The following is a 20,910-nucleotide window of genomic DNA, read 5'->3' as shown; positions in this document are numbered from 1 at the left end:
CCCCCGCACGTCAGGCGCGCTCGCGGTCACCACGGCCGGCCCGGAGGCGGACGGCCACGATCACCGCGGTCGCCGTCACCACCAGGGCCAGCAGCGCCCAGTCGGGGATCGCCCCGCCGAGGCGCGACGCCCACTCCTCCACAGCGAACGAGTCGTCGACCGAGAGCAGTCCCGGCAGGGCCGTGGTGCCGTCGAAGACCAGGAACAGCGTCCCGAGCACGACGAAGAACAGTCCCGAGAGCAGCGACGTCGTGTGCAGCTCGAAGCGTCCCGCCCGCAGCGTCCGGCCGCGCAGCCACCGGCGGCGGCCCAGGTCGAACCGTTCCCACAGCAGGGCGAGGACGAAGAGCGGGACCGCCATGCCGAGGGCGTAGACCGCGAGGAGCAGACCGCCGTAGACCGGGCTGCCGCTGACCGCCGCCACCGTCAGCACGCTGCCCAGGATCGGACCCGCGCAGAACCCCGCCAGGCCGTAGACCAGGCCGAGCGCGTACACGGACGCCGCTGTCGTCGGGCGGATACGGCCGGACACCGAAGCGATACGGCGGGAGGCGAAACCCATGCCGAGGATCTGCGCGACTCCCAGCGCGACGATCAGCCATCCGCCGGCCAGGACGAGCAGATCGCGGTGGCCGTAGAACAGCCGTCCCGCGAACGATCCCGCCGCGCCCAGCGGGACGAGGGTGGTGGCAAGGCCCGCGTAGAAGATTCCCGTGCGGGCCAGCAGCCGGCCCGCCGAATCGACGGAGTAGGCGAAGAAGGCCGGCAGCAGCAGTGCGCTGCAAGGGCTGACCAGCGCGAGCAGACCGCCGAGGAAGGCGGCCAGATAGCCGATGTCGCTCACCGGCCGTTCCCGTCCGCGGCCTGCTTCGCCGCCTCGATCGCCTCGGTGAACGTCGCCATCGGCTGGGCGCCCGCGATGGGCCGCCCGTTGATCAGGAAGGACGGGGTGGACGTCGCGCCCAGCCCGTACGCCTCCTCCTGGTCCTTCTTCACGGCCTGCCGCGCCGCCTCACTGTCGAGGTCCCGTGCGAAGCGTCCGAGATCGGCGACTCCCGCCTCGCGCGCCAGCGCGTCGAGCCGGTCCTTGCCGAAGCCTTTCTCCTTGGCGCCCTCCGCGTACGCGGCCGCGTGGAACTCCCAGAAACGGCCCTGCCGGCCCGCCGCCCAGGAGGCACGTGCGGCGGCCTCCGACTCCTCGCCGAAGATCGGGAAGTTGCGCCACTCGATACGCAGGGTCCCGTCCTCGACGTACTTCTTGATCAGCTCAGGCTCGGTGTCGCGGGCGAACTGTCCGCAGTAGCCGCACTGGAAGTCCGCGTACTCGACCATGACGACGGGCGCGTCGGCGCGGCCCACCGCCAGCGGGTCCGCCGCGTCTCGGCGGGCGAGCTTCTCCAGCTCGGGATGGACGCCGTCCCGCGGGTCGGCGGAGACATCGGCCACGGCGGAGGACCCGCCCGCCGGCGCGTCCGGCTTGGTGGCGGTGTACGACGCGAAGCCGAGCAGCAGGGCGGCGACGAGGACACCCGCGCCGATGGCGAGGGGCTTACGGGAAGGGGAAGAAGGCATGGTGGTGCTCCTGGGCGAAGGTCCGGCGGACTGACGGTGAAGGGTGCCGCCGGGCCTAGACGCGCAGGACGGAGAGGGCGACCGGGGTAGGGGGCGCCGCCGGCGGTGGCGCGGGCAGCGGCGACTCGTCGAGGAAGGCACGGTCGGGCAGCAGCGCCCCGTGGCCGGCGGGACCGCCGGCCTGTTGGAGCGCGGGCAGCAGCTCGTACGGGGAACTGCCGCGCGGGGGCGTCCCGGGGTGGGCGTCCCTCTCGTCGTACTCGGCGCCCTGCCCGCAGCCCGGTCGCTGCGTGGGAGCGGCCGCCGGCCCGGCCGTGGACGTGGACGTGGGCATGGCGTCCGGCCCGGCCTTGGGCGCGAGCGTGGTTTCCGTACCGACCATGGACCCGGGCGGCGTGACCGGCCCGGCCGTGGACCCGGGCGTGGTGACCGGCCCGGCGACGGACACCGGTCCAGGGGTCGCCGCAGCCGTCGCCGCGCCCATGCACCCGAGCAGCGTCCCCAGCAGGCCGAGCAGCAGGCTCGCGGACACCACGAGGCGGTGCCGGCGGTCGCGGCCGATCAGCATGGACGCGCTGTCCTTTCGGGGTCGGCGGGGACGGAGTCGCTCAATACTGCACCAGGCTGCGCGTGAAATGAGTTCGCCAGTGGTTTCCCGGGGGTGCGATCCTGGGGTTCGTATGTCTACTTCCTTCGCCGACCTTCAGACCCTGCTGGCCGGGGCGTCGCTGCGCGACGCCCACCGGCTCGGCCGCCGTCTCGAAGGCGCCCGCCGCATCCGTAAGCCCGAGGCTCGGCAGGCCGTGCTGGACGAGATCGCCGCGGAGGCGGAGAAGTCCGCGGCCCGCACCGCGCTTCGCGCCGGCCGCGTGCCCGCGGTCTCGTACCCGGAGCAGCTTCCGGTCAGCCAGAAGAAGGACGCGATCCTCGAGGCGATACGGGACCACCAGGTCGTGATCGTCGCGGGCGAGACCGGCTCCGGCAAGACCACCCAGATCCCGAAGATCTGTCTGGAACTGGGCCGTGGCGTGCGCGGCATGATCGGGCACACGCAGCCCCGCCGCATCGCCGCCCGCACCGTCGCGGAGCGGGTCGCGGAAGAGCTGGACACCCCGCTCGGCGAGGCCGTCGGCTGGAAGGTCCGCTTCACCGACCAGGTGAACCAGGACGCCACCTTCGTGAAGCTCATGACGGACGGCATCCTGCTCGCCGAGATCCAGACCGACCGCGAGCTGCGCGCCTACGACACGATCATCATCGACGAGGCCCACGAGCGGTCGCTCAACATCGACTTCCTGCTCGGCTACCTGGCGCAGCTGCTGCCCAGGCGTCCCGATCTCAAAGTCGTGATCACGTCCGCGACGATCGACCCCGAGCGCTTCTCCCGGCACTTCGACGACGCCCCGATCGTCGAGGTCAGCGGCCGTACGTATCCCGTCGAGGTCCGCTACCGCCCGCTGCTCGAAGAGGACGGCGAGGAGAGCGACCGCGACCAGATCACCGCGATCACGGACGCGGTGGAGGAGCTGATGGGCGAGGGGAAGGGTGACATCCTCGTCTTCCTCTCCGGCGAGCGCGAGATCCGCGACACCGCCGAGGCGCTCAACAAGAAGCAGTACCGCTTCACCGAAGTGCTCCCCCTCTACGCCCGGCTCTCGCACGCAGAGCAGCACCGCGTCTTCCAGCAGCACACCGGCCGCCGGATCGTCCTCGCCACCAACGTCGCGGAGACGTCGCTGACCGTCCCCGGCATCAAGTACGTGATCGATCCGGGGACCGCCCGTATCTCCCGCTACAGCCATCGCACGAAGGTGCAGCGGCTGCCCATCGAGGCGATCAGCCAGGCCAGCGCCAACCAGCGCAAGGGCCGCTGCGGCCGTACGTCGGACGGCATCTGCATCCGGCTGTACTCGGAGGACGACTTCAACGCCCGGCCCGAGTTCACGGACGCGGAGATCCTCCGTACGAACCTGGCGTCGGTCATCCTCCAGATGACGGCGGCCGGACTCGGTGACATCGAGAAGTTCCCGTTCATCGACCCGCCGGACCACCGCAACATCCGTGACGGTGTCCAGCTCCTCCAGGAACTGGGCGCGTTCGACCCGGCGCAGAAGGATCCCCGCAAGAAGCTGACGGAGATGGGCCGCAAGCTCTCCCAGCTGCCGGTCGACCCCCGGCTCGCCCGTATGGTCGTCGAGGCCGACAAGAACGGCTGTGTGCGCGAGGTCATGGTGATCGCGGCCGCGCTGTCGATCCAGGACCCGCGCGAGCGCCCGGCGGAGAAGCAGACGCAGGCCGACCAGCAGCACGCCCGCTTCAAGGACGAGACCAGCGACTTCCTCGCCTTCCTCAACCTGTGGCGCTATGTCCGTGAACAGCAGAAGGAGCGCGGCTCCTCGAGCTTCCGCCGGATGTGCAAGCAGGAGTATCTGAACTTCCTGCGCATCCGGGAGTGGCAGGACATCTACTCCCAGCTCCGCACGGTCGCCAAGCAGATGGGCATCGGTCTCAACGAGGACGACGCGCCCGAGCAGTCCGTCCACGTCTCGCTGCTCGCGGGTCTGCTGTCGCACGTCGGCATGAAGGACGTGAAGGAGACCGGGGGCGAGAGCGGGAGGAGCACCGGGAAGAACGAGTACCTGGGCGCCCGCGGCGCCAAGTTCGCGATCTTCCCCGGCTCGGCCCTCTTCAAGAAGCCGCCGCGGTTCGTGATGTCGGCCGAGCTGGTGGAGACGTCCCGCCTGTGGGCGCGGGTCAACGCGAGGATCGAGCCGGAGTGGATCGAACCGCTCGCCGAGCATTTGCTGAAGCGTACGTACAGCGAACCGCACTGGGAGAAGGACGCGGCCGCGGTGATGGCGTACGAGAAGGTGACGCTCTACGGCGTGCCGATCGTCGCCCAGCGGAAGGTGAACTACGGGCGGATCGACCCGGAGGTCTCGCGTGACCTCTTCATCCGCAACGCGCTGGTCGAGGGCGACTGGCGCACGCACCACAAGTTCTTCGCGGACAACCGCAGACTGCTGACCGAGGTCGAGGAGCTGGAGCACCGCGCCCGCCGTCGCGACATCCTGGTGGACGACGAGACCCTCTTCGACTTCTACGACCAGCGGGTGCCCGAACACGTCGTGTCCGGCGCGCACTTCGACTCCTGGTGGAAGCACAAGCGCCACGAGCAGCCCGACCTGCTCGACTTCGAGCGCGAGATGCTCATCAACGAGAAGGCGGGTGCGGTCACCAAGGACGACTACCCGGACTCGTGGCGGCAGGGCCGGCTGAAGTTCCGGGTGACGTACCAGTTCGAACCGGGCGCGGACGCGGACGGTGTCACCGTGCACATCCCGCTGCAGGTGCTGAACCAGGTGACCGACGAGGGCTTCGACTGGCAGATCCCGGGGCTGCGCGAGGACGTGGTCACCGAGCTGATCCGTTCGCTGCCGAAACCGGTCCGCCGCCACTACGTGCCCGCGCCGAACTACGCGAAGGCGTTCCTGGCCAGGGCCGTGCCGCTCCAGGAGCCGCTGCCGGTCACGCTCGCGCGGGAGCTGAAGCGGATGGTCGGCGTGCCGGTCACGGCCGAGGACTTCGATCTGTCCCGTGTGCCCGACCATTTGAAGATCACGTTCCGGATCGTCGACGAGCGTCGTAAGAAGCTCGCTGAGGACAAGGACCTGGAGGCCCTCCGGGTCCAGCTGAAGCCGAAGGCCCGGCAGGCGCTGTCCAAGGCCGCCGCCTCCTCCAGTCCTTCCGGCGAGTCCCTGGAGCGCAGCGGACTGACGGCCTGGACGATCGGGACCCTCTCGAAGGTCTTCGAGACGCGGCGCGCGGGCCAGCCGGTCAAGGCGTTCCCCGCCCTGGTCGACGAGGGCGGCTCCGTCGCCGTACGGCTCTTCGACACCGAGGCGGAGCAGGCGCAGGCGATGTGGCGCGGGACCCGCCGTCTGATCATGCTCAACATCCCGGTGAATCCGGCCAAGTTCGCCTCGGACAAGCTGACGAACCAGCAGAAGCTGGCGCTCTCACGCAATCCGCACGGCTCGGTCCAGGCGCTGTTCGAGGACTGCGCCCTGGCCGCGGCCGACCGTCTGATCGCGGCGCACGGCGGACCGGCGTGGGACGAGGAATCGTTCCGGAAGCTGTTCGACAAGGTGCGGGCCGACCTCGTCGACCTGACCGTCCGCACGATCGACCAGGTGCAGCAGATCCTGGCGGCCTGGCAGGCCTGTGAGCGCCGTCTGAAGACCACGAACAGCCTGGTGCTCATCAACAACGTCCAGGACGTACGCGAGCAGCTGGCGGCCCTCGTGCCGGCCGGCTTCGTGACCCGCACAGGGCTGAGCAGGCTGCCCGACCTGATGCGCTACCTGGTGGCAGTGGACCGCCGCCTCCAGCAGATGCCCACGGCCGTCCAGCGCGACACCACGCGCATGGAGAAGGTCCACGAGATGCAGGACGAGTACGCCTGGCTGCTCGAGCAGCTGCCGCAGGGCCGGCCGGTGCCGCAGGAGGTCCTGGACATCCGCTGGATGATCGAGGAGCTGCGGGTGAGCTACTTCGCGCACGCGCTGGGCACGGCCTACCCGGTGTCCGACAAGCGGATCGTGAAGGCCATCGACGCGGCAGCGCCGTGACAGGCCGGTCGCCAGGAGTGAGTTCGACCTGATGGTCGCACCTGCTGTACAGTCTCTCTCGCAGCCAAGGGAGCAAGTACCGGCTGCGAAATCTGGTCCTGTGGAGCAGTTTGGAGTGCTCGCCACCCTGTCAAGGTGGAGGCCGCGGGTTCAAATCCCGTCAGGACCGCGCTGGATGACGAAGGCCCGCATCATTTCGATGCGGGCCTTCGTCGTGCCCGGCCGTCTTGACGGCGTCATCTGCCACGGGTACCCAGTCACTAGGGTCATTCGTTCGGATCCGGCGGGAGCCGGCCGAGCGGCCCAAGAGGACGGCACACACCCGGAGGTGACGTGCATGGCGGCGTCCACAGCAAGGCGGTACGAGACCCGGGCGCTGCTACGCGCCCATCTGTCCGCCGCCTCCGGCTATCGGCACCTCACGAGGTCCTGCCCCATCTGCCATCGCCTCCTGCGGCTCGCCATGGAGCGCCCCGACGGGGAGCCGTCCGGCACCGGACAGGCACAGCCACCCGCCGCACGGCCGCCGGCAGAGGCAACCCGGCCGTCGGGAGAGGCGCCGGACGGCCCGTCGGCCGAGGACGAAGGTCCCACCAAGGAGTGACCAACAGCCGCTCCGGCGCGCCTGGTTCCGTGACAGGCTGGAGTTTGGCAAGAGGCGTGCGGTGTGACGGGAGTCACCGAACGGGTTTTCAGAACCCCTCCTTTTAACCCCTCCCTACAACCGTCCGATTTAATATGTGCCATTGCACTCTCCTCGGGGCGGTCCGGCACAGGCCGGCACAGGGCCCCCCGAAGCCCCGCCCGAGCACAAAAAAAATCGCGCTGGACCCGGCGGAGTCCAGCGCGATCGATGACGAAGGTCTGTTGGGGCAGAGCACCGTCACATGGAGCTAGGGGTGGGTTCTCCGAGGTGGGGGCCCCGGAAATGCCCGGTCTTACAGGGGTGTTCAGGCCTCGCTGCGCTGCTGCGGGATACCCGCAAGCAGTGCGCGGACCTCTGCCTCGCGGTACCGGCGATGTCCTCCGAGCGTGCGGATGGACGTGAGCTTGCCTGCCTTGGCCCAGCGGGTAACCGTCTTCGGGTCCACGCGGAACATGGTGGCAACCTCAGCCGGGGTCAGCAGCGGCTCGGCATCAGGGGTGCGAGCGGTCATGAGCGGCCTCCTCGGGAGAACCGAACCTTCTCGGTTCTTTCCTCTAAATTCTGCACCTTGACCCGCGTTGCCCGAAATGGCAGACGCGGGCCGAGTCGGTTATAGGACGAACGGCTTGTCCTCGGCACTACAACTACACCATCTGTCCAGCGACGTCGGCCAAACCGATGGAATTGCCCTCTCAGGTGTCCATCAGCGGCCGAAGCCCGATGGACCATGCCATAACGGACAGTCACGTCACAGTAACGATCAGTCACAGAGCGATCAGGAGTCGCCAGACCCCCCATAGCGTGCAATGCTGAGCATTCCGCCCTTACTTGGACGGAAGGAGCCCTCCCCGGACTCCTTGTCCTATTTTGACACGAGGGTAGGTGATGGGCGCAAGAGCGCGGTTAGTGCCGTCCGTCACGCTTGAGGGGCAAGTGCCCGGATCGGGACCTACGTCCTGTACGCAGCGCACCCCCGACAACGAAGTCGGCCTTCAGTTGGCGAACTGACGGTCCCTGACGGCCCGCCAGCGCTCGGTCAGCCGCCCGTACGCCAGCGCCGCGCCCTCACCGTCGCCGGCCCGCAGCGCCGTGATCCCCTCCGCCACATCGGCCGCGGAACGGTCCTGCGCCAGCTGTCCGTCCGGCAGCGCGTGCACCAGGCCGCCGTAATCCAGCTCCACCAGCGACCGCGGATGGAACTCCTCGAGCCAGCGGCCGACGTCCAGCAGCCCCTCGGTCAGCGGACCCTCGTCGATCGTCTCCCGGAGCGTCCGCAGCGCCCGTGCGACCCGCCTGCGCGCCTGGACCATCGGCGTCCGGTACCGCAGCACGGGCGCCGCCGGACCGGCCGCCTCGTACTCACGCTCCTCGTCGGCGAAGAGCGTGAACCAGCCGACCGGTACATGCCAGACCGCCGTCCTGATCCACGGCCGGGCGTCCGGGTTACGGGCACGCCACTCCTCGAAGTCCGCCGCCGCCTGGTCCCGCACCACGCGCGGCAGCGCCGCGTCCAGCAACTGCGCCGGCAGCTGCTCCGGCAGCTCCTCCAGGGCCAGCCAGCCGCGCAGCCGCGTCCGCCAGGGGCAGACGCAGACCACCCCGTCGACGTCCGCCACGAACGCGTCGGCGCTCTCGTGGACCGGTACGGGGACGGGCGGCGTCGGCAGCAAGTCGGCCAGCGAACGGCGCAGTTCGTCCTGGGCCGTCGGTGTGGCCTCCCGGCGGGCGTAGCGGGCCCAGTGGCCGCGTTCCGGCTCGGGAAAGGCCGCCAGCGGCTCGTAGATCCGAAGATAGGACGCGTAAGGGACAAGAACCGAGGACAGCGCTGGCATGCCGCAAATCCTTCCACGCCGGTACCCCGCGAGAGGGTGATCCTCGGCACTGCGTCGGATCTACGCACGCGTAGGACTTACCCTCTTGCCAAACCGGTCCTTCCCCGCGTCTGCCCAGCCAAAAGCGACGGTCAGGCCCCCGGAGGACGGACCGTCTCCGCCGCTTCGTACTTGGGAGTCACCACCGTGACCGATGTGACCGGCGCCAATGCCGACGTACTGCACACCCTGTTCCGATCGGATCAGGGGGGCCACGAGCAAGTCGTGCTGTGCCAGGACCGCGCCAGTGGCCTGAAGGCTGTCATCGCCATCCACTCCACCGCTCTGGGCCCGGCCCTCGGCGGCACCCGCTTCTACCCGTACGCGTCCGAGGAAGAGGCCGTCGCCGACGCGCTGAACCTCTCCCGGGGCATGTCGTACAAGAACGCCATGGCCGGGCTCGAGCACGGCGGTGGCAAGGCCGTGATCATCGGTGACCCCGAGCAGATCAAGTCGGAGGAACTGCTGCTGGCCTACGGCCGGTTCGTCGACTCCCTCGGCGGCCGCTACGTGACCGCCTGCGACGTGGGCACCTACGTCGCCGACATGGATGTCGTCGCACGTGAGAGCCGCTGGGTGACCGGCCGCTCCCCCGAGAACGGCGGCGCGGGCGATTCTTCCGTGCTGACCGCGTACGGCGTCTTCCAGGGCATGCGCGCCTCGGCCGAGCACCTGTGGGGCGAGCCGACGCTGCGCGGCCGCAAGGTCGGCGTGGCGGGCGTCGGCAAGGTGGGCCACCACCTGGTCGACCACCTGGTCTCCGACGGGGCCGAGGTCGTGATCACGGACGTGCGCGAGGACTCGGTGCGCCGGATCCTCGACCGGCACCCCAAGGTGATCGCGGTCGCCGACACGGCCACCCTGATCCGCACCGAGGGCTTGGACGTCTACGCCCCCTGCGCACTGGGCGGCGCCCTGAACGACGCGACCGTCCCGGTGCTGACCGCCAGGATCGTCTGCGGCGCGGCCAACAACCAGCTCGCGCACCCGGGCGTGGAGAAGGACCTCGCGGACCGCGGCATCCTCTACGCGCCCGATTACGTGGTGAACGCCGGCGGCGTCATCCAGGTCGCCGACGAACTGCACGGCTTCGACTTCGACCGCTGCAAGGCGAAGGCGTCCAAGATCTTCGACACCACGCTGGCAATATTCGCACGTGCGAAGGAGGACGGTATTCCGCCGGCTGCGGCGGCCGACCGGATCGCCGAGCACCGCATGGCGGAGGCGCGCGGTCGCTGACCGTGTCCGCCCGGCCCGCCGGCCTCGGGGAGACAAGACTCACCCCGGTCGGCGGGTCGACCGCCGGGAAGAGGTTAAAATCGCAGTTGACCAGCGAGGATCGGGCACTTTGCTGGTCCTGCCAGGTGGCACGTGATGCGGGCGGCGTACCGTATGGCCGCGGAAGCAGGTACCGTTGAAGCCCTACGGACCGGTCTCTCCACGGAGAGCCCGTTCCGACTCATGAACGCGTGTCAAGACTCTGGGGCCGTCGAGCCCCGTCACCGAGGGGGTCGAGCCATGGGGCGCGGCCGGGCCAAGGCCAAGCAGACAAAGGTCGCCCGCCAGCTGAAGTACAACAGCGGCGGGACTGACCTGTCGCGTCTGGCCAACGAGCTGGGCGCTTCGACTTCGAGTCAGCCTCCGAACGGCGAGCCGTTCGAGGACGACGACGAGGAAGACGACCCGTACGCACAGTACGCGGATCTGTACAACGACGACGAGGACGAGGACGACGAGTCCGGTCCGTCGTCGCAACAGCGCCGCGGCGCTTGACGCTGCACCGACACTGACCCGGTCCAGGGGCGACCCCGGACCGGGTTCTGTGCTGTCGGCTCACGCCGCCGGCCGGACCACGGTCGCTACGCGTACGTCCCGGTCAGCTCGGCACCCGTGTGCCGGTCGCTGTCCCGGTCGATGACGGTCCCGGCCACCCAAGCCTCGACCCCGCGGTCGGCGAGTGTGGTCAGCGCCACATCGACGGACTCCTGCGGCACGACGGCCATCATGCCGACGCCCATGTTGAGCGTCTTCTCCAGCTCGAGCTGCTCGACCTGGCCGGCCTTGCCGACAAGATCAAAAATCGCTCCCGGGGTCCAGGTCGAACGGTCGACGACCGCGTGCAGCGAGTCGGGGAAGACCCGCGCCAGGTTGTTCGCGAGACCGCCGCCGGTGATGTGGCTGAACGCGTGCACCTCGGTGGTCCGGGTGAGCGCCAGACAGTCCAGCGAGTAGATCTTGGTGGGCTCCAGCAGTTCCTCGCCCAGCGTCCGGCCGAGCTCCTCGACCTGCTGGTCCAGCGACATCTTCGCCCGGTCGAACAGCACGTGCCGGACCAGCGAGTATCCGTTGGAGTGAAGCCCGGACGACGCCATCGCGATGACCGCGTCACCCTTACGGATGCGTTCCGGGCCGAGCAGCCGGTCCGCCTCGACCACACCGGTACCGGCGCCCGCGACGTCGAAGTCGTCGGGGCCGAGCAGGCCGGGGTGCTCAGCGGTCTCGCCGCCGACCAGCGCGGTGCCGGCGAGCACACAGCCCTCGGCGATGCCCTTGACGATCCCCGCCACCCGCTCAGGGTGGACCTTGCCGACGCAGATGTAGTCGGTCATGAACAGCGGCTCCGCGCCGCAGACCACGATGTCGTCCATGACCATGGCCACCAGGTCGTGGCCGATCGTGTCGTAGACACCCATCTGGCGTGCGATGTCGACCTTGGTGCCGACGCCGTCGGTGGCCGAGGCCAGCAGCGGACGCTCGTAGCGCTTGAGGGCGGAGGCGTCGAAGAGGCCGGCGAAGCCGCCGAGGCCGCCGAGGCCCGCGACCTCCGGGCGCTGCGTCTTCTTCACCCACTCCTTCATCAGCTCCACCGCGCGGTCGCCCGCCTCGATGTCGACGCCCGCCGCCGCGTAGCTGGCACCGGTGCCCGCGTGCGGAGCACGCTCGGAAGATTCAGCAGACATGCTGGAGAACTTTCGTGTCGTACTGCAGGGGGATCACGGACGACGGAGCGCGTCGGCGGCGTCGGAGCCGCCCGCCAGCTCGGTCTCCAGAAGCTGCTTGCCGAGCAGCTCGGGGTCGGGCAGCTCCATCGGGTACTCGCCGTCGAAGCAGGCACGGCAGAGGTTCGGCTTGGCGATCGTGGTCGCCTCGATCATGCCGTCGATGGAGATGTACGACAGGGAGTCGGCCCCGAGCGAGGTGCCGATCTCGTCGATCGTCATGCCGTTGGCGATGAGCTCCGCGCGGGTCGCGAAGTCGATCCCGAAGAAACAGGGCCACTTCACCGGCGGGGACGAGATCCGGATGTGGACCTCGGCCGCTCCTGCCTCGCGGAGCATCTTGACCAGGGCCCGCTGGGTGTTGCCGCGGACGATCGAGTCGTCCACGACGACCAGCCGCTTGCCCCGGATGACTTCCTTGAGCGGGTTCAGCTTGAGGCGGATACCCAGCTGGCGGATGGTCTGCGAGGGCTGGATGAAGGTGCGGCCGACATAGGCGTTCTTCACCAGGCCGGAGCCGTACGGGATACCGCTGGCCTCTGCGTAGCCGATGGCCGCGGGCGTGCCGGACTCCGGCGTCGCTATGACCAGGTCGGCCTCGACCGGCGCTTCCTTGGCCAGTTTCCTGCCCATCTCCACACGGGAGAGGTAGACGTTCCGGCCGGCGATGTCCGTGTCCGGGCGTGCCAGGTAGACGTATTCGAAGACACAGCCCTTGGGCTTCGCTTCCGCGAAGCGCGAACTGCGGAGGCCGTTCTCGTCGATGGCGATCAGCTCACCGAGCTCGATCTCCCGGACGAAGCTGGCGCCGCAGATGTCGAGGGCGGCGGTCTCGGACGCGACGACCCAGCCGCGCTCGAGGCGGCCGAGGACCAGCGGGCGGATGCCCTGCGGGTCGCGGGCCGCGTAGAGGGTGCCCTCGTCCATGAAGACGAGCGAGAAGGCGCCCCGGACCTCGGGGAGGACCTTGGCGGCCGCCTCCTCGATGGTCAGCGGCTTGCCGTCGTCGTCGACCTGGCCGGCGAGCAGCGCGGTGATCAGATCGGTGTCGTTGGTCGCGGCGACCTGGGTGGCGCGGCCGTTCTCCTTGGGGAGTTCGGCGACCATCTCCGCGAGCTGGGCGGTGTTGACCAGGTTTCCGTTGTGGCCGAGCGCGATCGAGCCGTGGGCGGTGGCCCGGAAGGTCGGCTGCGCGTTCTCCCACACCGAGGCGCCCGTGGTCGAGTAGCGGGCGTGACCGACCGCGATATGACCTGTGAGGGAGCCGAGGGAGGTTTCGTCGAAGACCTGGGAAACCAGGCCCATGTCCTTGAAGACGAGGATCTGGGAGCCGTTGCTCACCGCGATTCCCGCGGATTCCTGGCCTCGATGTTGGAGGGCGTAGAGCCCGAAGTAAGTGAGCTTCGCGACCTCTTCTCCCGGAGCCCAGACACCGAAGACGCCGCAAGCGTCCTGGGGGCCCTTCTCACCGGGGAGCAGGTCGTGGTTGAGTCGTCCGTCACCACGTGGCACGCCACCGAGTGTAGGCGAGATCGACCACTGGTCCGAATTGGGGACACCGCGCAACCGGGTTTCCAGGGGTGCAAACGGCGCATGAAGGGCCCCGTCCCTTGCGTACGCCGGCGTGCGCCCGACCTTGTGGGACGCTCGGAAATCGTCCAGTCGGGCGTCCACGATCCGGGACGGACGTGCCCGCACCCCGTCCCGGCCAGGGATTCGGCCTCCGGCCCGTCGGCATCGACTTGATCACCCTCCGTCAACGAGCGCCCGGTGCGGTCCGTCGCGCCCGGCGGAGGCGGCGTGTGCTAGTTCACACGGTCACTTCTCGCGGGACGTGTCGGAGGTGACCGCCGCGAAGCCCTCGCCGTCCGGGGCGGTGAGCGTCAGCGACCGGTGCCCCAGCTGGTACTTCACCGTCCCGTCGAGGACCTTGACCAGCTGACGCTCCACGTCCATCACCGGGCCTTCGCACAGCTTCCGGGTCGAGGCGAGGCGGCCGAAGGTGATCGAGTCGTCGGAGATCTTCGCCGTGCTGGTGAAGCGGTTGCAGCCCAGGCTGCCGCTGACGGAACCGTCCTTGGCGAAGGTCAGATGCGCCTTGTTCTCCGTGCCGGCCGGCAGGGATGCCGCCGTCTGTCCGGACACCAGGCTGTTCACGGACCACTTGGTGCCCACCAGCGGGGAGGACGGCTCCGACGTGAGGGCGATGGAGTCGCCCTTGTCCGTCGTCAGGGTCAGCCTGCCGTCGCTGAGCTTCGCCTTGAGCTTCCCGGAGAAGGCGGCGCGCAGGGTGTCCTCGAAGCCCTGGATCTTCTCCTCGCACGCCATCTCGGTCATCTCTCCGGGCCCCACCGTGATGGTGTCGCCCTCGATCTTCACGTCGGCGCCGAAGTGGTTGCAGCCGTAGTTGCCCTGGGCCCGCCCCTTGTCGGTGATCTCGACGTGGGCGTCCGCGGGGGCCTTGGTCCTGCGCCCGTCGACCGTGACGCTGTCGACGGACCAGTGGACACCGGTCACGGGAACATCGGGCTGCACGGTTCCTCCTCCGTCGCCGCGGTCACCGGAGCCGACGCCCGACTCCGTGCCGCAGGCGGCGAGTGCGAGGACGGCCAGTGCGGTCACAGAAATGCTCAGCTGATTGCGCATACCCGTGGGACGGAGCGGCCCTGAGGTCGGTTCCGCCCGTTCCCCCGTCCGGACGCAGGGCACGGGCCCGACGAGGCCCTTCCGTCCCGCCCGGGCCGGTCAGCCCAGGATCGGCAGCAGTGCCCCGAGATCGGCGCGCTCGCCGCTCGCGGCGACCTTCGCCGAGTCGAGCGCCTCACGCCATCCGGTACGGCCGGTGGCGAGGCGGACCCAGGACAGCGGGTCGGTCTCGACGACATTGGGCGGCGTCCCGCGGGTGTGCCGCGGGCCTGCGACGCACTGCACCACGGCGAACGGCGGGACACGCACCTCCGTCGACGCACCCGGCGCCTTCACCGCGAGGGCGTCCGCGAGCAGCCGTGTGCAGGCGGCGAGCGCCCGGCGGTCGTACGGAATGTCCAGCCCGGTCGCGTCGTTCAGGTCGTCGGTGTGGACGATCAGCTCGACGGTGCGGGTGACCAGGAAGTCCCCGAGCCGCATCCCGCCGAACCGCATGGGCACGAGCCGCTCCGCGTCAGCGGTCGGCAGCAGCTCCTCGAGGCCCGCGGCCGTCCGGTCGAACAGTTCGGTGACCGTACCGCCCTCGGCGAACGCCCTGGTGTCCTCGTCGACCTGCCCGGCCGCCGTCACCGTCGCGAAGGGCCAGTCCAGCAGCGCCAGGTCCTGCTTGTCCGGCTCCGGCAGGCGCAGATAGCGCGTGACGAGTCCGGCGACCATGGCGATGTGCGCGGCGAGCTCCCGTACGGTCCAGTCCCCGAGCCGCGTCGGCAGCGCGAACTGATCGCCGGTGAGGCCGTCCACGGCCTGCCTGACGTGCCCGAACTGGGCGAGCACGGCGGCGCGGGTGAGGGCGGGATCGTAGCTGCGAAGACGCTTCCTGGCCGGTGGCATGAGCCGACCCTACGGGGTGGGCAGGCCACCGGGCACCGTGTCCCCGGCAGTGAACGTCTCCCCGTTCCCGGGGACTTCGAGGCCGCGCCAGCGGAACGGGACGCCGACCGCGGTGTCCGCGTCCGGGCCGTCCATCAGCTGGAAGTGGAGGTGCGGTTCCGAGGAGTTGCCGGAGTTCCCGCACCGTGCGATCGGCTGCCCTGCCCGGACCCGGTCACCTGCCCGGACCGCGAGGGAGCCGCGCTGGAGATGCGCGTACGCGGCGAACACTCCGTCGCCGAGGTCCAGGACGACATGGTTGCCGAAGACCCTGCGGACTCCGCCGATGTCCCGGAGCGACGCCTCGACGATCATCAGGTAGAGCACCGCGAGCAGCGAATTGCGGCTGAGATGGTCGCGCTGACGGTCCTCGGCGTGGACGACCGTGGCATCGGCGACGGCGAACAGCTGCTCCCCGAAGGCAGGAAAGTCCCTGTTCCGGCGGACGACCGGCCACAGGACCTTGAACCCTGGCCGGGCGCCCTCCGAAGGCTCGGCAACGAGGTCGATGGCGTACGTCTGCCCGTAGCCATGGGTGCCGTGGCTCGGCGTGCGGTCCGTCGGGCTGTTCAGCGCCGACCAGCGGCCGCGCACCGGGACGCCCACCTCGACCGCCTCGCGCGGGTGCTGACGCCGGGCACGGCGGGTGCGGACGGAAGCGCCCATGAGAATCGCGAGGGAGAGCAACGCGGGCGACCAGATCCACAGCCGGTCGAACGGAAGGCCGGCGAACAGGTCGAGGAGGATGAGCGCGAAGAACACCACCCATCCCGACCGGTAGACGATCACGAGCGTCTTGCGTACGGACATGGTCGGTTCCCCCTTGGTGCGGCACGGATTTGCCGTGTCACGGGCACGCGGCGGTCAGCACCACGAGCAACGGGACCACCCGGGCCCCAGGTACCTCGTAGCGACCGCGCCCCGTGGTGCGGAGCCAGCCGGCGCCGGTCAACTGGCGCAGATGGTGGTAGATCTGGCCGGTGGTGCCGAGCCCTTCGAGGTCGGCCAGCTCGGCGGCGGTACGGCGGCCGCCGAGGATCTCGCGCAGCAGGCGCAGCCGGACGGCGTGGCCGAGGGCGGCCAGCGACTCGGCGAGCTGTCCCTGGTCGGCGCCGTCCTCGTCGAGGACGTCCGTGGTGAGTGCGCCGTACTGCCACTCGTACCGCTCCTCGGTGGGCAGCCGTACGGCTCCGGTGAACAGCACGCCGCCGTCCGCCGCCGCCTCGCCGGCGGAGGCGAGCTGCTGCTTCAGTCCCTCCAGCGCCCAGAAGTCGCCGTCACCCGGGCTTGCCGCGGCGGGCCCGGCGCCTTCCAGGACCGCCAGTCGCCGCTCGAGCGCGACGACCCGCTCTTCCAGATCCATGCGAACGAGATTACGTAATTACGTAATCTCGTGCAACAGCCGCACACAGAAGCCCCCGCCCGGTCGAAACCGGACGGGGGCCACAGAGCGACAGGTCAGACGAGCAGACCCGGGATGGTCGCCTCGTGCGCCGTGCGCAGCTCGCTCAGCGGGATGCTGAACTCGCCCTGCACCTCGACGGAGTCTCCGTCCACCACACCGATACGGGTCACGGGCAGACCGCGGGCGCCGCACATGTCGTTGAAGCGGAGCTCCTCGCTGCGCGGGACGGCGACGACCGCACGGCCGGCCGACTCGCTCAGCAGGAAGGTGAACGCGTCCAGACCGTCCGGGACGACGAGCCGCGCACCCTTGCCACCGCGCAGGCACGACTCCGTGACCGCCTGGATCAGGCCGCCGTCGGACAGGTCGTGCGCCGCGTCGATCATGCCGTCGCGGGAGGCCGAGATCAGGATCTCGCCCAGCAGCTTCTCCCGGTCGAGGTCGACCTTCGGCGGCAGACCGCCGAGGTGGTCGTGGACGACCTGGGACCAGGCCGAGCCGCCGAACTCCTCGCGGGTGTCGCCGAGCAGGTAGAGCAGCTGCCCCTCCTCGGCGAACGCGATCGGCGTCCTGCGGTTGACGTCGTCGATCACACCGAGCACCGCGACGACCGGCGTCGGGTGGATCGCCGTCTCGCCCGTCTGGTTGTAGAGCGAGACGTTGCCGCCGGTCACCGGCGTGCCCAGCTGCAGACAGCCGTCCGCGAGACCACGCGTTGCCTCGGCGAACTGCCACATGACGTCCGGGTCCTCGGGCGAGCCGAAGTTCAGGCAGTCGGAGATCGCGAGCGGCTTCGCACCGGAGGCGGCCACGTTGCGGTACGCCTCCGCCAGCGCGAGCTGCGCACCCGTGTACGGGTCGAGCTTCGCGTACCGGCCGTTGCCGTCGGTCGCCATGGCCACGCCCAGGTTCGACTCCTCGTCGATCCGGACCATGCCCGCGTCCTCCGGCTGCGCCAGCACGGTGTTGCCCTGCACGAAGCGGTCGTACTGGTCGGTGATCCACGCCTTGGAGGCCTGGTTCGGAGAGGCGACCAGCTTGAGGACCTGCTCGCGCAGCTCCTCCGCGTTCGCCGGGCGGGCCAGCTTGTTCGCGTCGTCCGCCTGGAGCGCGTCCTGCCAGGAGGGGCGGGCGTACGGGCGGTGGTAGACCGGGCCCTCGTGGGCGACGGTCCGCGGCGGGACGTCGACGATCTGCTCGCCGTGCCAGAAGATCTCCAGGCGCTCACCGTCGGTCACCTCACCGATGACGGTGGCGATGACGTCCCACTTCTCGCAGATCTCCAGGAACCGGTCCACCTTGTCCGGCTCGACGATCGCGCACATGCGCTCCTGCGACTCGCTCATGAGGATCTCCTCAGGCGAGAGCGTCGCGTCGCGCAGCGGCACGCTGTCCAGCTCGACCCGCATACCGCCGGAGCCGGCGCTCGCGAGCTCGGAGGTGGCGCAGGACAGACCGGCGCCGCCGAGGTCCTGGATGCCCGCGACGAGCTTCTCCTTGAAGATCTCAAGGGTGCACTCGATGAGGAGCTTCTCCTGGAAGGGGTCGCCGACCTGGACGGCGGGCCGCTTGGCGGGGCCCGTCGACTCGAAGGTCTCCGACGCGAGCACCGAGACACCGCCGATGCCGTCGCCGCCGGTGCGGGCGCCGTAGAGGATCACCTTGTTGCCGGGGCCGGACGCCTTCGCGAGGTGGATGTCCTCGTGCTTCATCACACCGATGCAGCCGGCGTTGACCAGCGGGTTGCCCTGGTAGCACTCGTCGAAGACGACCTCGCCGCCGATGTTCGGCAGGCCCAGGCAGTTTCCGTAGCCGCCGATGCCCGCGACCACGCCCGGCAGGACGCGCTTGGTGTCGGGGTGGTCGGCGGCGCCGAAGCGCAGCGGGTCCACGACGGCGACTGGGCGGGCGCCCATCGCGAGGATGTCGCGGACGATGCCGCCGACACCGGTGGCCGCGCCCTGGTAGGGCTCGATGTACGACGGGTGGTTGTGCGACTCCACCTTGAAGGTGACGGCGTAGCCCTGGCCGACGTCGACGACGCCCGCGTTCTCACCGATGCCGACGAGCATGGCGTCGTTCTCGGGCGCCTTCTCGCCGAACTGCTTCAGGTGGACCTTGCTGCTCTTGTACGAGCAGTGCTCCGACCACATGACGCTGTACATCGCGAGCTCGGCACCGGTGGGACGGCGGCCCAGGATCTCGCGGATCCGGGCGTACTCGTCCTCCTTGAGGCCGAGCTCCTTCCACGGCTGGCCGGCGTCCGGGGTCTCGGTGGCGTGCTTGACGGTGTCCAGAGTCATGCTGCGACCAGCTTCTTGAGAACGGAGGTGAAGAATCCGAGCCCGTCGGTACCGCCGGTACCGATCAGCGGCTCCACGGCGTGCTCGGGGTGCGGCATCAGACCGACCACGTTGCCCGCGGCGTTGGTGATGCCGGCGATGTCGCGCAGCGAGCCGTTGGGGTTCAGGTCCAGGTAGCGGAAGGCGACACGGCCCTCGGCCTCGAGCTCGTCGAGCACCCGCTCGTCGGCGACGTACTGGCCGTCCATGTTCTTCAGCGGTACGGAGATCTCCTGGCCGGACTCGTAATCCGCGGTCCAGGCGGTGTCCGCGTTCTCCACCCGCAGCTTCTGGTCACGGCAGATGAAGTGCAGATGGTTGTTCCGCAGCATCGCGCCCGGCAGGAGGTGGGCCTCCGTGAGGACCTGGAAACCGTTGCAGATACCCAGGACCGGCATACCGGCCTTCGCCTGCTCGATGATCGTCTCCATCACCGGCGAGAACCGGGAGATGGCACCGGCACGGAGATAGTCGCCGTACGAGAAACCTCCGGCGAGGACGACCGCGTCGACCTGCTTGAGGTCCTTGTCGCGGTGCCAGAGCGGTACCGCCTCTGCGCCGGCGAGCCGTGCGGCGCGCAGCGCGTCCTGGTCATCGAGCGTTCCGGGGAAGGTGACGACTCCGATACGAGCGGTCACGACTCCACCTTCACGACGAAGTCCTCGATGACGGTGTTGGCGAGGAACGTTTCAGCCATCTCATGGATGCGGGAGAGGGCGGCGTCGTCGACCGGCCCCTCCACCTCCAGTTCGAAGCGCTTTCCCTGACGGACGTCCGCGATCCCGGCGAATCCCAGTCGCGGCAGTGCACGCTGCACCGCCTGTCCCTGGGGGTCGAGGATCTCGGGCTTGAGCATGACGTCGACTACGACGCGAGCCACGGGCACTCCCGGTGGTGTGTTGCGAGGGCGGTTCCCTCAGCGTACCCGCCCCGAAAATCTACGCGGGTAGATATCAAACCCGCCCGCCGCGAAATCCAAGGAAAGATTGCCGGGCCCCATTGTGAAGGACACGCGCAAGTAATTGCCGGGGCTTCACAATGCGCGCCCATCCGCTGTACAAAGGAATACAGAGGAAAGCAGCATTGCCCCTCGACGGCCGAATAACCGGTATCGCCGCACGTCACAACCCACGCCGTTCCGGTGATACCGCAGGGAAAGGACCGATATCCGTGGCTCAGCGAGTGGTGGTCACGCTCTCCGACGACATCGATGGCGGAGAAGCGACGGAAACGGTCACGTTCGGCCTCGACGGGAAGTCGTACGAGATCGACCTCAATCTCTCCAATGCAAAGAAACTGCGCAAGGCGCTGGCGCCCTACATGGCTGCCGGACGAAAGCAGACGAACAGCGGCAAGCGCGACAAGCCGCGCGCCGTCGCCTACCGGCACACCGCCGTCGAGGCCGCACCGGCGGCGGTCCGGGCGTGGGCGCAGTCCAACAAGATGGACGTGCCGGCCCGCGGCCGCATCCCGAAGCGCGTCTACGAGGCGTTCCGCGAGGCCAGTTGAGCGACTCCGGCCGCGGCCGCGCCGAACGGAGTTGCACTGCACCCCAGGTGATCCGCTAGAGTCTGGAGCACGCCGAGGGGCAAGCCGAAAGGCCCGCCTCGAGGAGCGTGCGGGTGTAGTTCAGTAGTAGAACATCCCCCTTCCAGGGGGAAGGCGCAGTGTGCAATTCCTGTCACCCGCTCTGCATCGCTTTACCGTCCACGGATGTGGATCAGGTACAGTGGTGGACGTACCGCCTGGTGAGAGCCGAGCGGCAACAATGCGGACGTGGCTCAGTTGGTAGAGCATCACCTTGCCAAGGTGAGGGTCGCGAGTTCGAATCTCGTCGTCCGCTCAGAGAACGAAGGCCCCGGTCATTG

General features: G+C 69.3%; 19 protein-coding genes and 3 tRNA genes. 8 read left to right on the top strand and 14 right to left on the bottom strand.

Annotated features, from left to right (window positions below; translation table 11 throughout):
• Positions 1-10 precede the first annotated feature (10 nt).
• The 3 genes from ACWGH4_RS11700 to ACWGH4_RS11690 are packed head-to-tail and all read right to left on the bottom strand — an operon-like array spanning position 11 to position 2,140.
• Entirely contained in the window at positions 11-844 is an 834-nt protein-coding gene (locus ACWGH4_RS11700; protein ID WP_453458842.1) for a cytochrome c biogenesis CcdA family protein, read from the bottom strand.
• Entirely contained in the window at positions 841-1,572 is a 732-nt protein-coding gene (locus tag ACWGH4_RS11695; protein ID WP_453458839.1) for a DsbA family protein, read from the bottom strand. The genes ACWGH4_RS11700 and ACWGH4_RS11695 overlap by 4 nt, the downstream gene beginning before the upstream one ends.
• 55 nt (positions 1,573-1,627) lie before the next feature.
• On the bottom strand, positions 1,628-2,140 hold the full coding sequence (locus ACWGH4_RS11690; protein WP_453458836.1) for a hypothetical protein: 513 nt from the start codon (positions 2,138-2,140) through the stop codon (positions 1,628-1,630).
• A gap of 112 nt (positions 2,141-2,252) precedes the next feature.
• Between ACWGH4_RS11690 and hrpA the strand changes: the two genes are divergently transcribed.
• From hrpA to ACWGH4_RS11675, 3 genes are all read left to right on the top strand, one after another.
• Complete coding sequence (hrpA, locus tag ACWGH4_RS11685) at positions 2,253-6,203, top strand: ATP-dependent RNA helicase HrpA (protein WP_453458833.1); 3,951 nt, start codon at positions 2,253-2,255, stop codon at positions 6,201-6,203.
• 94 nt (positions 6,204-6,297) lie between these two features.
• Positions 6,298-6,372: transfer RNA gene (locus ACWGH4_RS11680), tRNA-Asp, on the top strand.
• A 168-nt stretch (positions 6,373-6,540) separates the two neighbouring features.
• Positions 6,541-6,807, top strand: a complete 267-nt coding sequence (locus ACWGH4_RS11675) for a DUF6274 family protein (protein ID WP_453458830.1) — start codon at positions 6,541-6,543, stop codon at positions 6,805-6,807.
• Positions 6,808-7,153: 346 nt separating this feature from the next.
• On the opposite strand, the gene bldC is transcribed toward ACWGH4_RS11675, so the two are convergent.
• Both bldC and ACWGH4_RS11665 read right to left on the bottom strand, forming a co-directional pair.
• The gene (bldC, locus tag ACWGH4_RS11670) at positions 7,154-7,360 is read right to left on the bottom strand and encodes a developmental transcriptional regulator BldC (protein WP_003949541.1); all 207 of its coding nucleotides are present in this window, start codon (positions 7,358-7,360) and stop codon (positions 7,154-7,156) included.
• Positions 7,361-7,841: 481 nt separating this feature from the next.
• Positions 7,842-8,681, bottom strand: coding sequence for a hypothetical protein (locus tag ACWGH4_RS11665; RefSeq protein WP_453458827.1), 840 nt, complete (start codon positions 8,679-8,681; stop codon positions 7,842-7,844).
• 186 nt (positions 8,682-8,867) lie between these two features.
• On the opposite strand from ACWGH4_RS11665, the gene ACWGH4_RS11660 reads away from it, so the two are divergent.
• Positions 8,868-9,959 carry a Leu/Phe/Val dehydrogenase gene (locus tag ACWGH4_RS11660; RefSeq protein ID WP_453458824.1) on the top strand — a complete coding sequence of 364 codons (1,092 nt, stop codon included), beginning with the start codon at positions 8,868-8,870 and terminating at the stop codon, positions 9,957-9,959.
• A gap of 279 nt (positions 9,960-10,238) precedes the next feature.
• Entirely contained in the window at positions 10,239-10,493 is a 255-nt protein-coding gene (locus ACWGH4_RS11655; protein WP_005315345.1) for a DUF3073 domain-containing protein, read from the top strand.
• 86 nt (positions 10,494-10,579) lie between these two features.
• Here ACWGH4_RS11655 and purM read toward each other — a convergent pair whose 3' ends face one another.
• From purM to purS, 9 genes are all read right to left on the bottom strand, one after another.
• Positions 10,580-11,680, bottom strand: coding sequence for a phosphoribosylformylglycinamidine cyclo-ligase (gene purM / locus ACWGH4_RS11650; RefSeq protein ID WP_453458820.1), 1,101 nt, complete (start codon positions 11,678-11,680; stop codon positions 10,580-10,582).
• Positions 11,681-11,713: 33 nt separating this feature from the next.
• A complete protein-coding gene (gene purF / locus ACWGH4_RS11645; protein ID WP_037774285.1) occupies positions 11,714-13,231 on the bottom strand; it encodes an amidophosphoribosyltransferase in 1,518 nt (505 codons plus the stop codon).
• Between the two features lie 306 nt (positions 13,232-13,537).
• A complete protein-coding gene (locus ACWGH4_RS11640) occupies positions 13,538-14,365 on the bottom strand; it encodes an META domain-containing protein (protein ID WP_453458816.1) in 828 nt (275 codons plus the stop codon).
• A 99-nt stretch (positions 14,366-14,464) separates the two neighbouring features.
• Positions 14,465-15,256 (bottom strand): sterol carrier family protein, encoded by a 792-nt coding sequence (locus ACWGH4_RS11635; RefSeq protein ID WP_453458813.1) that lies wholly within the window; start codon positions 15,254-15,256, stop codon positions 14,465-14,467.
• Between the two features lie 9 nt (positions 15,257-15,265).
• Positions 15,266-16,105: a M23 family metallopeptidase gene (locus tag ACWGH4_RS11630; RefSeq protein WP_453458810.1), complete on the bottom strand. Its 840-nt coding sequence runs from the start codon at positions 16,103-16,105 to the stop codon at positions 15,266-15,268.
• A 37-nt stretch (positions 16,106-16,142) separates the two neighbouring features.
• Positions 16,143-16,658, bottom strand: coding sequence for an ArsR/SmtB family transcription factor (locus ACWGH4_RS11625; protein ID WP_453458807.1), 516 nt, complete (start codon positions 16,656-16,658; stop codon positions 16,143-16,145).
• Between the two features lie 95 nt (positions 16,659-16,753).
• On the bottom strand, positions 16,754-19,003 hold the full coding sequence (gene purL / locus ACWGH4_RS11620; protein WP_441263215.1) for a phosphoribosylformylglycinamidine synthase subunit PurL: 2,250 nt from the start codon (positions 19,001-19,003) through the stop codon (positions 16,754-16,756).
• Entirely contained in the window at positions 19,000-19,680 is a 681-nt protein-coding gene (purQ, locus tag ACWGH4_RS11615; protein WP_453458804.1) for a phosphoribosylformylglycinamidine synthase subunit PurQ, read from the bottom strand. The genes purL and purQ overlap by 4 nt, the downstream gene beginning before the upstream one ends.
• Positions 19,677-19,922, bottom strand: coding sequence for a phosphoribosylformylglycinamidine synthase subunit PurS (gene purS / locus ACWGH4_RS11610; RefSeq protein ID WP_005315325.1), 246 nt, complete (start codon positions 19,920-19,922; stop codon positions 19,677-19,679). The genes purQ and purS overlap by 4 nt, the downstream gene beginning before the upstream one ends.
• 290 nt (positions 19,923-20,212) lie before the next feature.
• On the opposite strand from purS, the gene ACWGH4_RS11605 reads away from it, so the two are divergent.
• The 3 genes from ACWGH4_RS11605 (at position 20,213) to ACWGH4_RS11595 (ending at position 20,885) form a co-directional block, all read left to right on the top strand.
• Positions 20,213-20,551, top strand: coding sequence for a histone-like nucleoid-structuring protein Lsr2 (locus tag ACWGH4_RS11605; RefSeq protein WP_244258208.1), 339 nt, complete (start codon positions 20,213-20,215; stop codon positions 20,549-20,551).
• A 109-nt stretch (positions 20,552-20,660) separates the two neighbouring features.
• Positions 20,661-20,732: transfer RNA gene (locus ACWGH4_RS11600), tRNA-Gly, on the top strand.
• A gap of 80 nt (positions 20,733-20,812) precedes the next feature.
• A tRNA-Gly gene (locus ACWGH4_RS11595) sits at positions 20,813-20,885 on the top strand.
• Positions 20,886-20,910 lie beyond the last annotated feature (25 nt).

It is taken from the genome of Streptomyces sp. NPDC054847, from assembly GCF_053610925.1.
This window is presented reverse-complemented; position numbering and strand designations above follow the sequence as displayed.

Excerpts from the sequence above, each read along its gene's own strand:
- bldC (WP_003949541.1), bottom strand. The coding sequence starts at position 7,360 with ATGACCGCTCGCACCCCTGATGCCGAGCCGCTGCTGACCCCGGCTGAG.
- ACWGH4_RS11625 (WP_453458807.1), bottom strand. The coding sequence starts at position 16,658 with ATGGATCTGGAAGAGCGGGTCGTCGCGCTCGAGCGGCGACTGGCGGTC.
- ACWGH4_RS11655 (WP_005315345.1), top strand. The coding sequence starts at position 10,239 with ATGGGGCGCGGCCGGGCCAAGGCCAAGCAGACAAAGGTCGCCCGCCAG.
- hrpA (WP_453458833.1), top strand. The coding sequence starts at position 2,253 with ATGTCTACTTCCTTCGCCGACCTTCAGACCCTGCTGGCCGGGGCGTCG.
- ACWGH4_RS11635 (WP_453458813.1), bottom strand. The coding sequence starts at position 15,256 with ATGCCACCGGCCAGGAAGCGTCTTCGCAGCTACGATCCCGCCCTCACC.
- ACWGH4_RS11640 (WP_453458816.1), bottom strand. The coding sequence starts at position 14,365 with ATGCGCAATCAGCTGAGCATTTCTGTGACCGCACTGGCCGTCCTCGCA.
- ACWGH4_RS11695 (WP_453458839.1), bottom strand. The coding sequence starts at position 1,572 with ATGCCTTCTTCCCCTTCCCGTAAGCCCCTCGCCATCGGCGCGGGTGTC.
- ACWGH4_RS11690 (WP_453458836.1), bottom strand. The coding sequence starts at position 2,140 with ATGCTGATCGGCCGCGACCGCCGGCACCGCCTCGTGGTGTCCGCGAGC.
- purM (WP_453458820.1), bottom strand. The coding sequence starts at position 11,680 with ATGTCTGCTGAATCTTCCGAGCGTGCTCCGCACGCGGGCACCGGTGCC.
- ACWGH4_RS11675 (WP_453458830.1), top strand. The coding sequence starts at position 6,541 with ATGGCGGCGTCCACAGCAAGGCGGTACGAGACCCGGGCGCTGCTACGC.
- purL (WP_441263215.1), bottom strand. The coding sequence starts at position 19,003 with ATGACTCTGGACACCGTCAAGCACGCCACCGAGACCCCGGACGCCGGC.
- ACWGH4_RS11665 (WP_453458827.1), bottom strand. The coding sequence starts at position 8,681 with ATGCCAGCGCTGTCCTCGGTTCTTGTCCCTTACGCGTCCTATCTTCGG.
- ACWGH4_RS11630 (WP_453458810.1), bottom strand. The coding sequence starts at position 16,105 with ATGTCCGTACGCAAGACGCTCGTGATCGTCTACCGGTCGGGATGGGTG.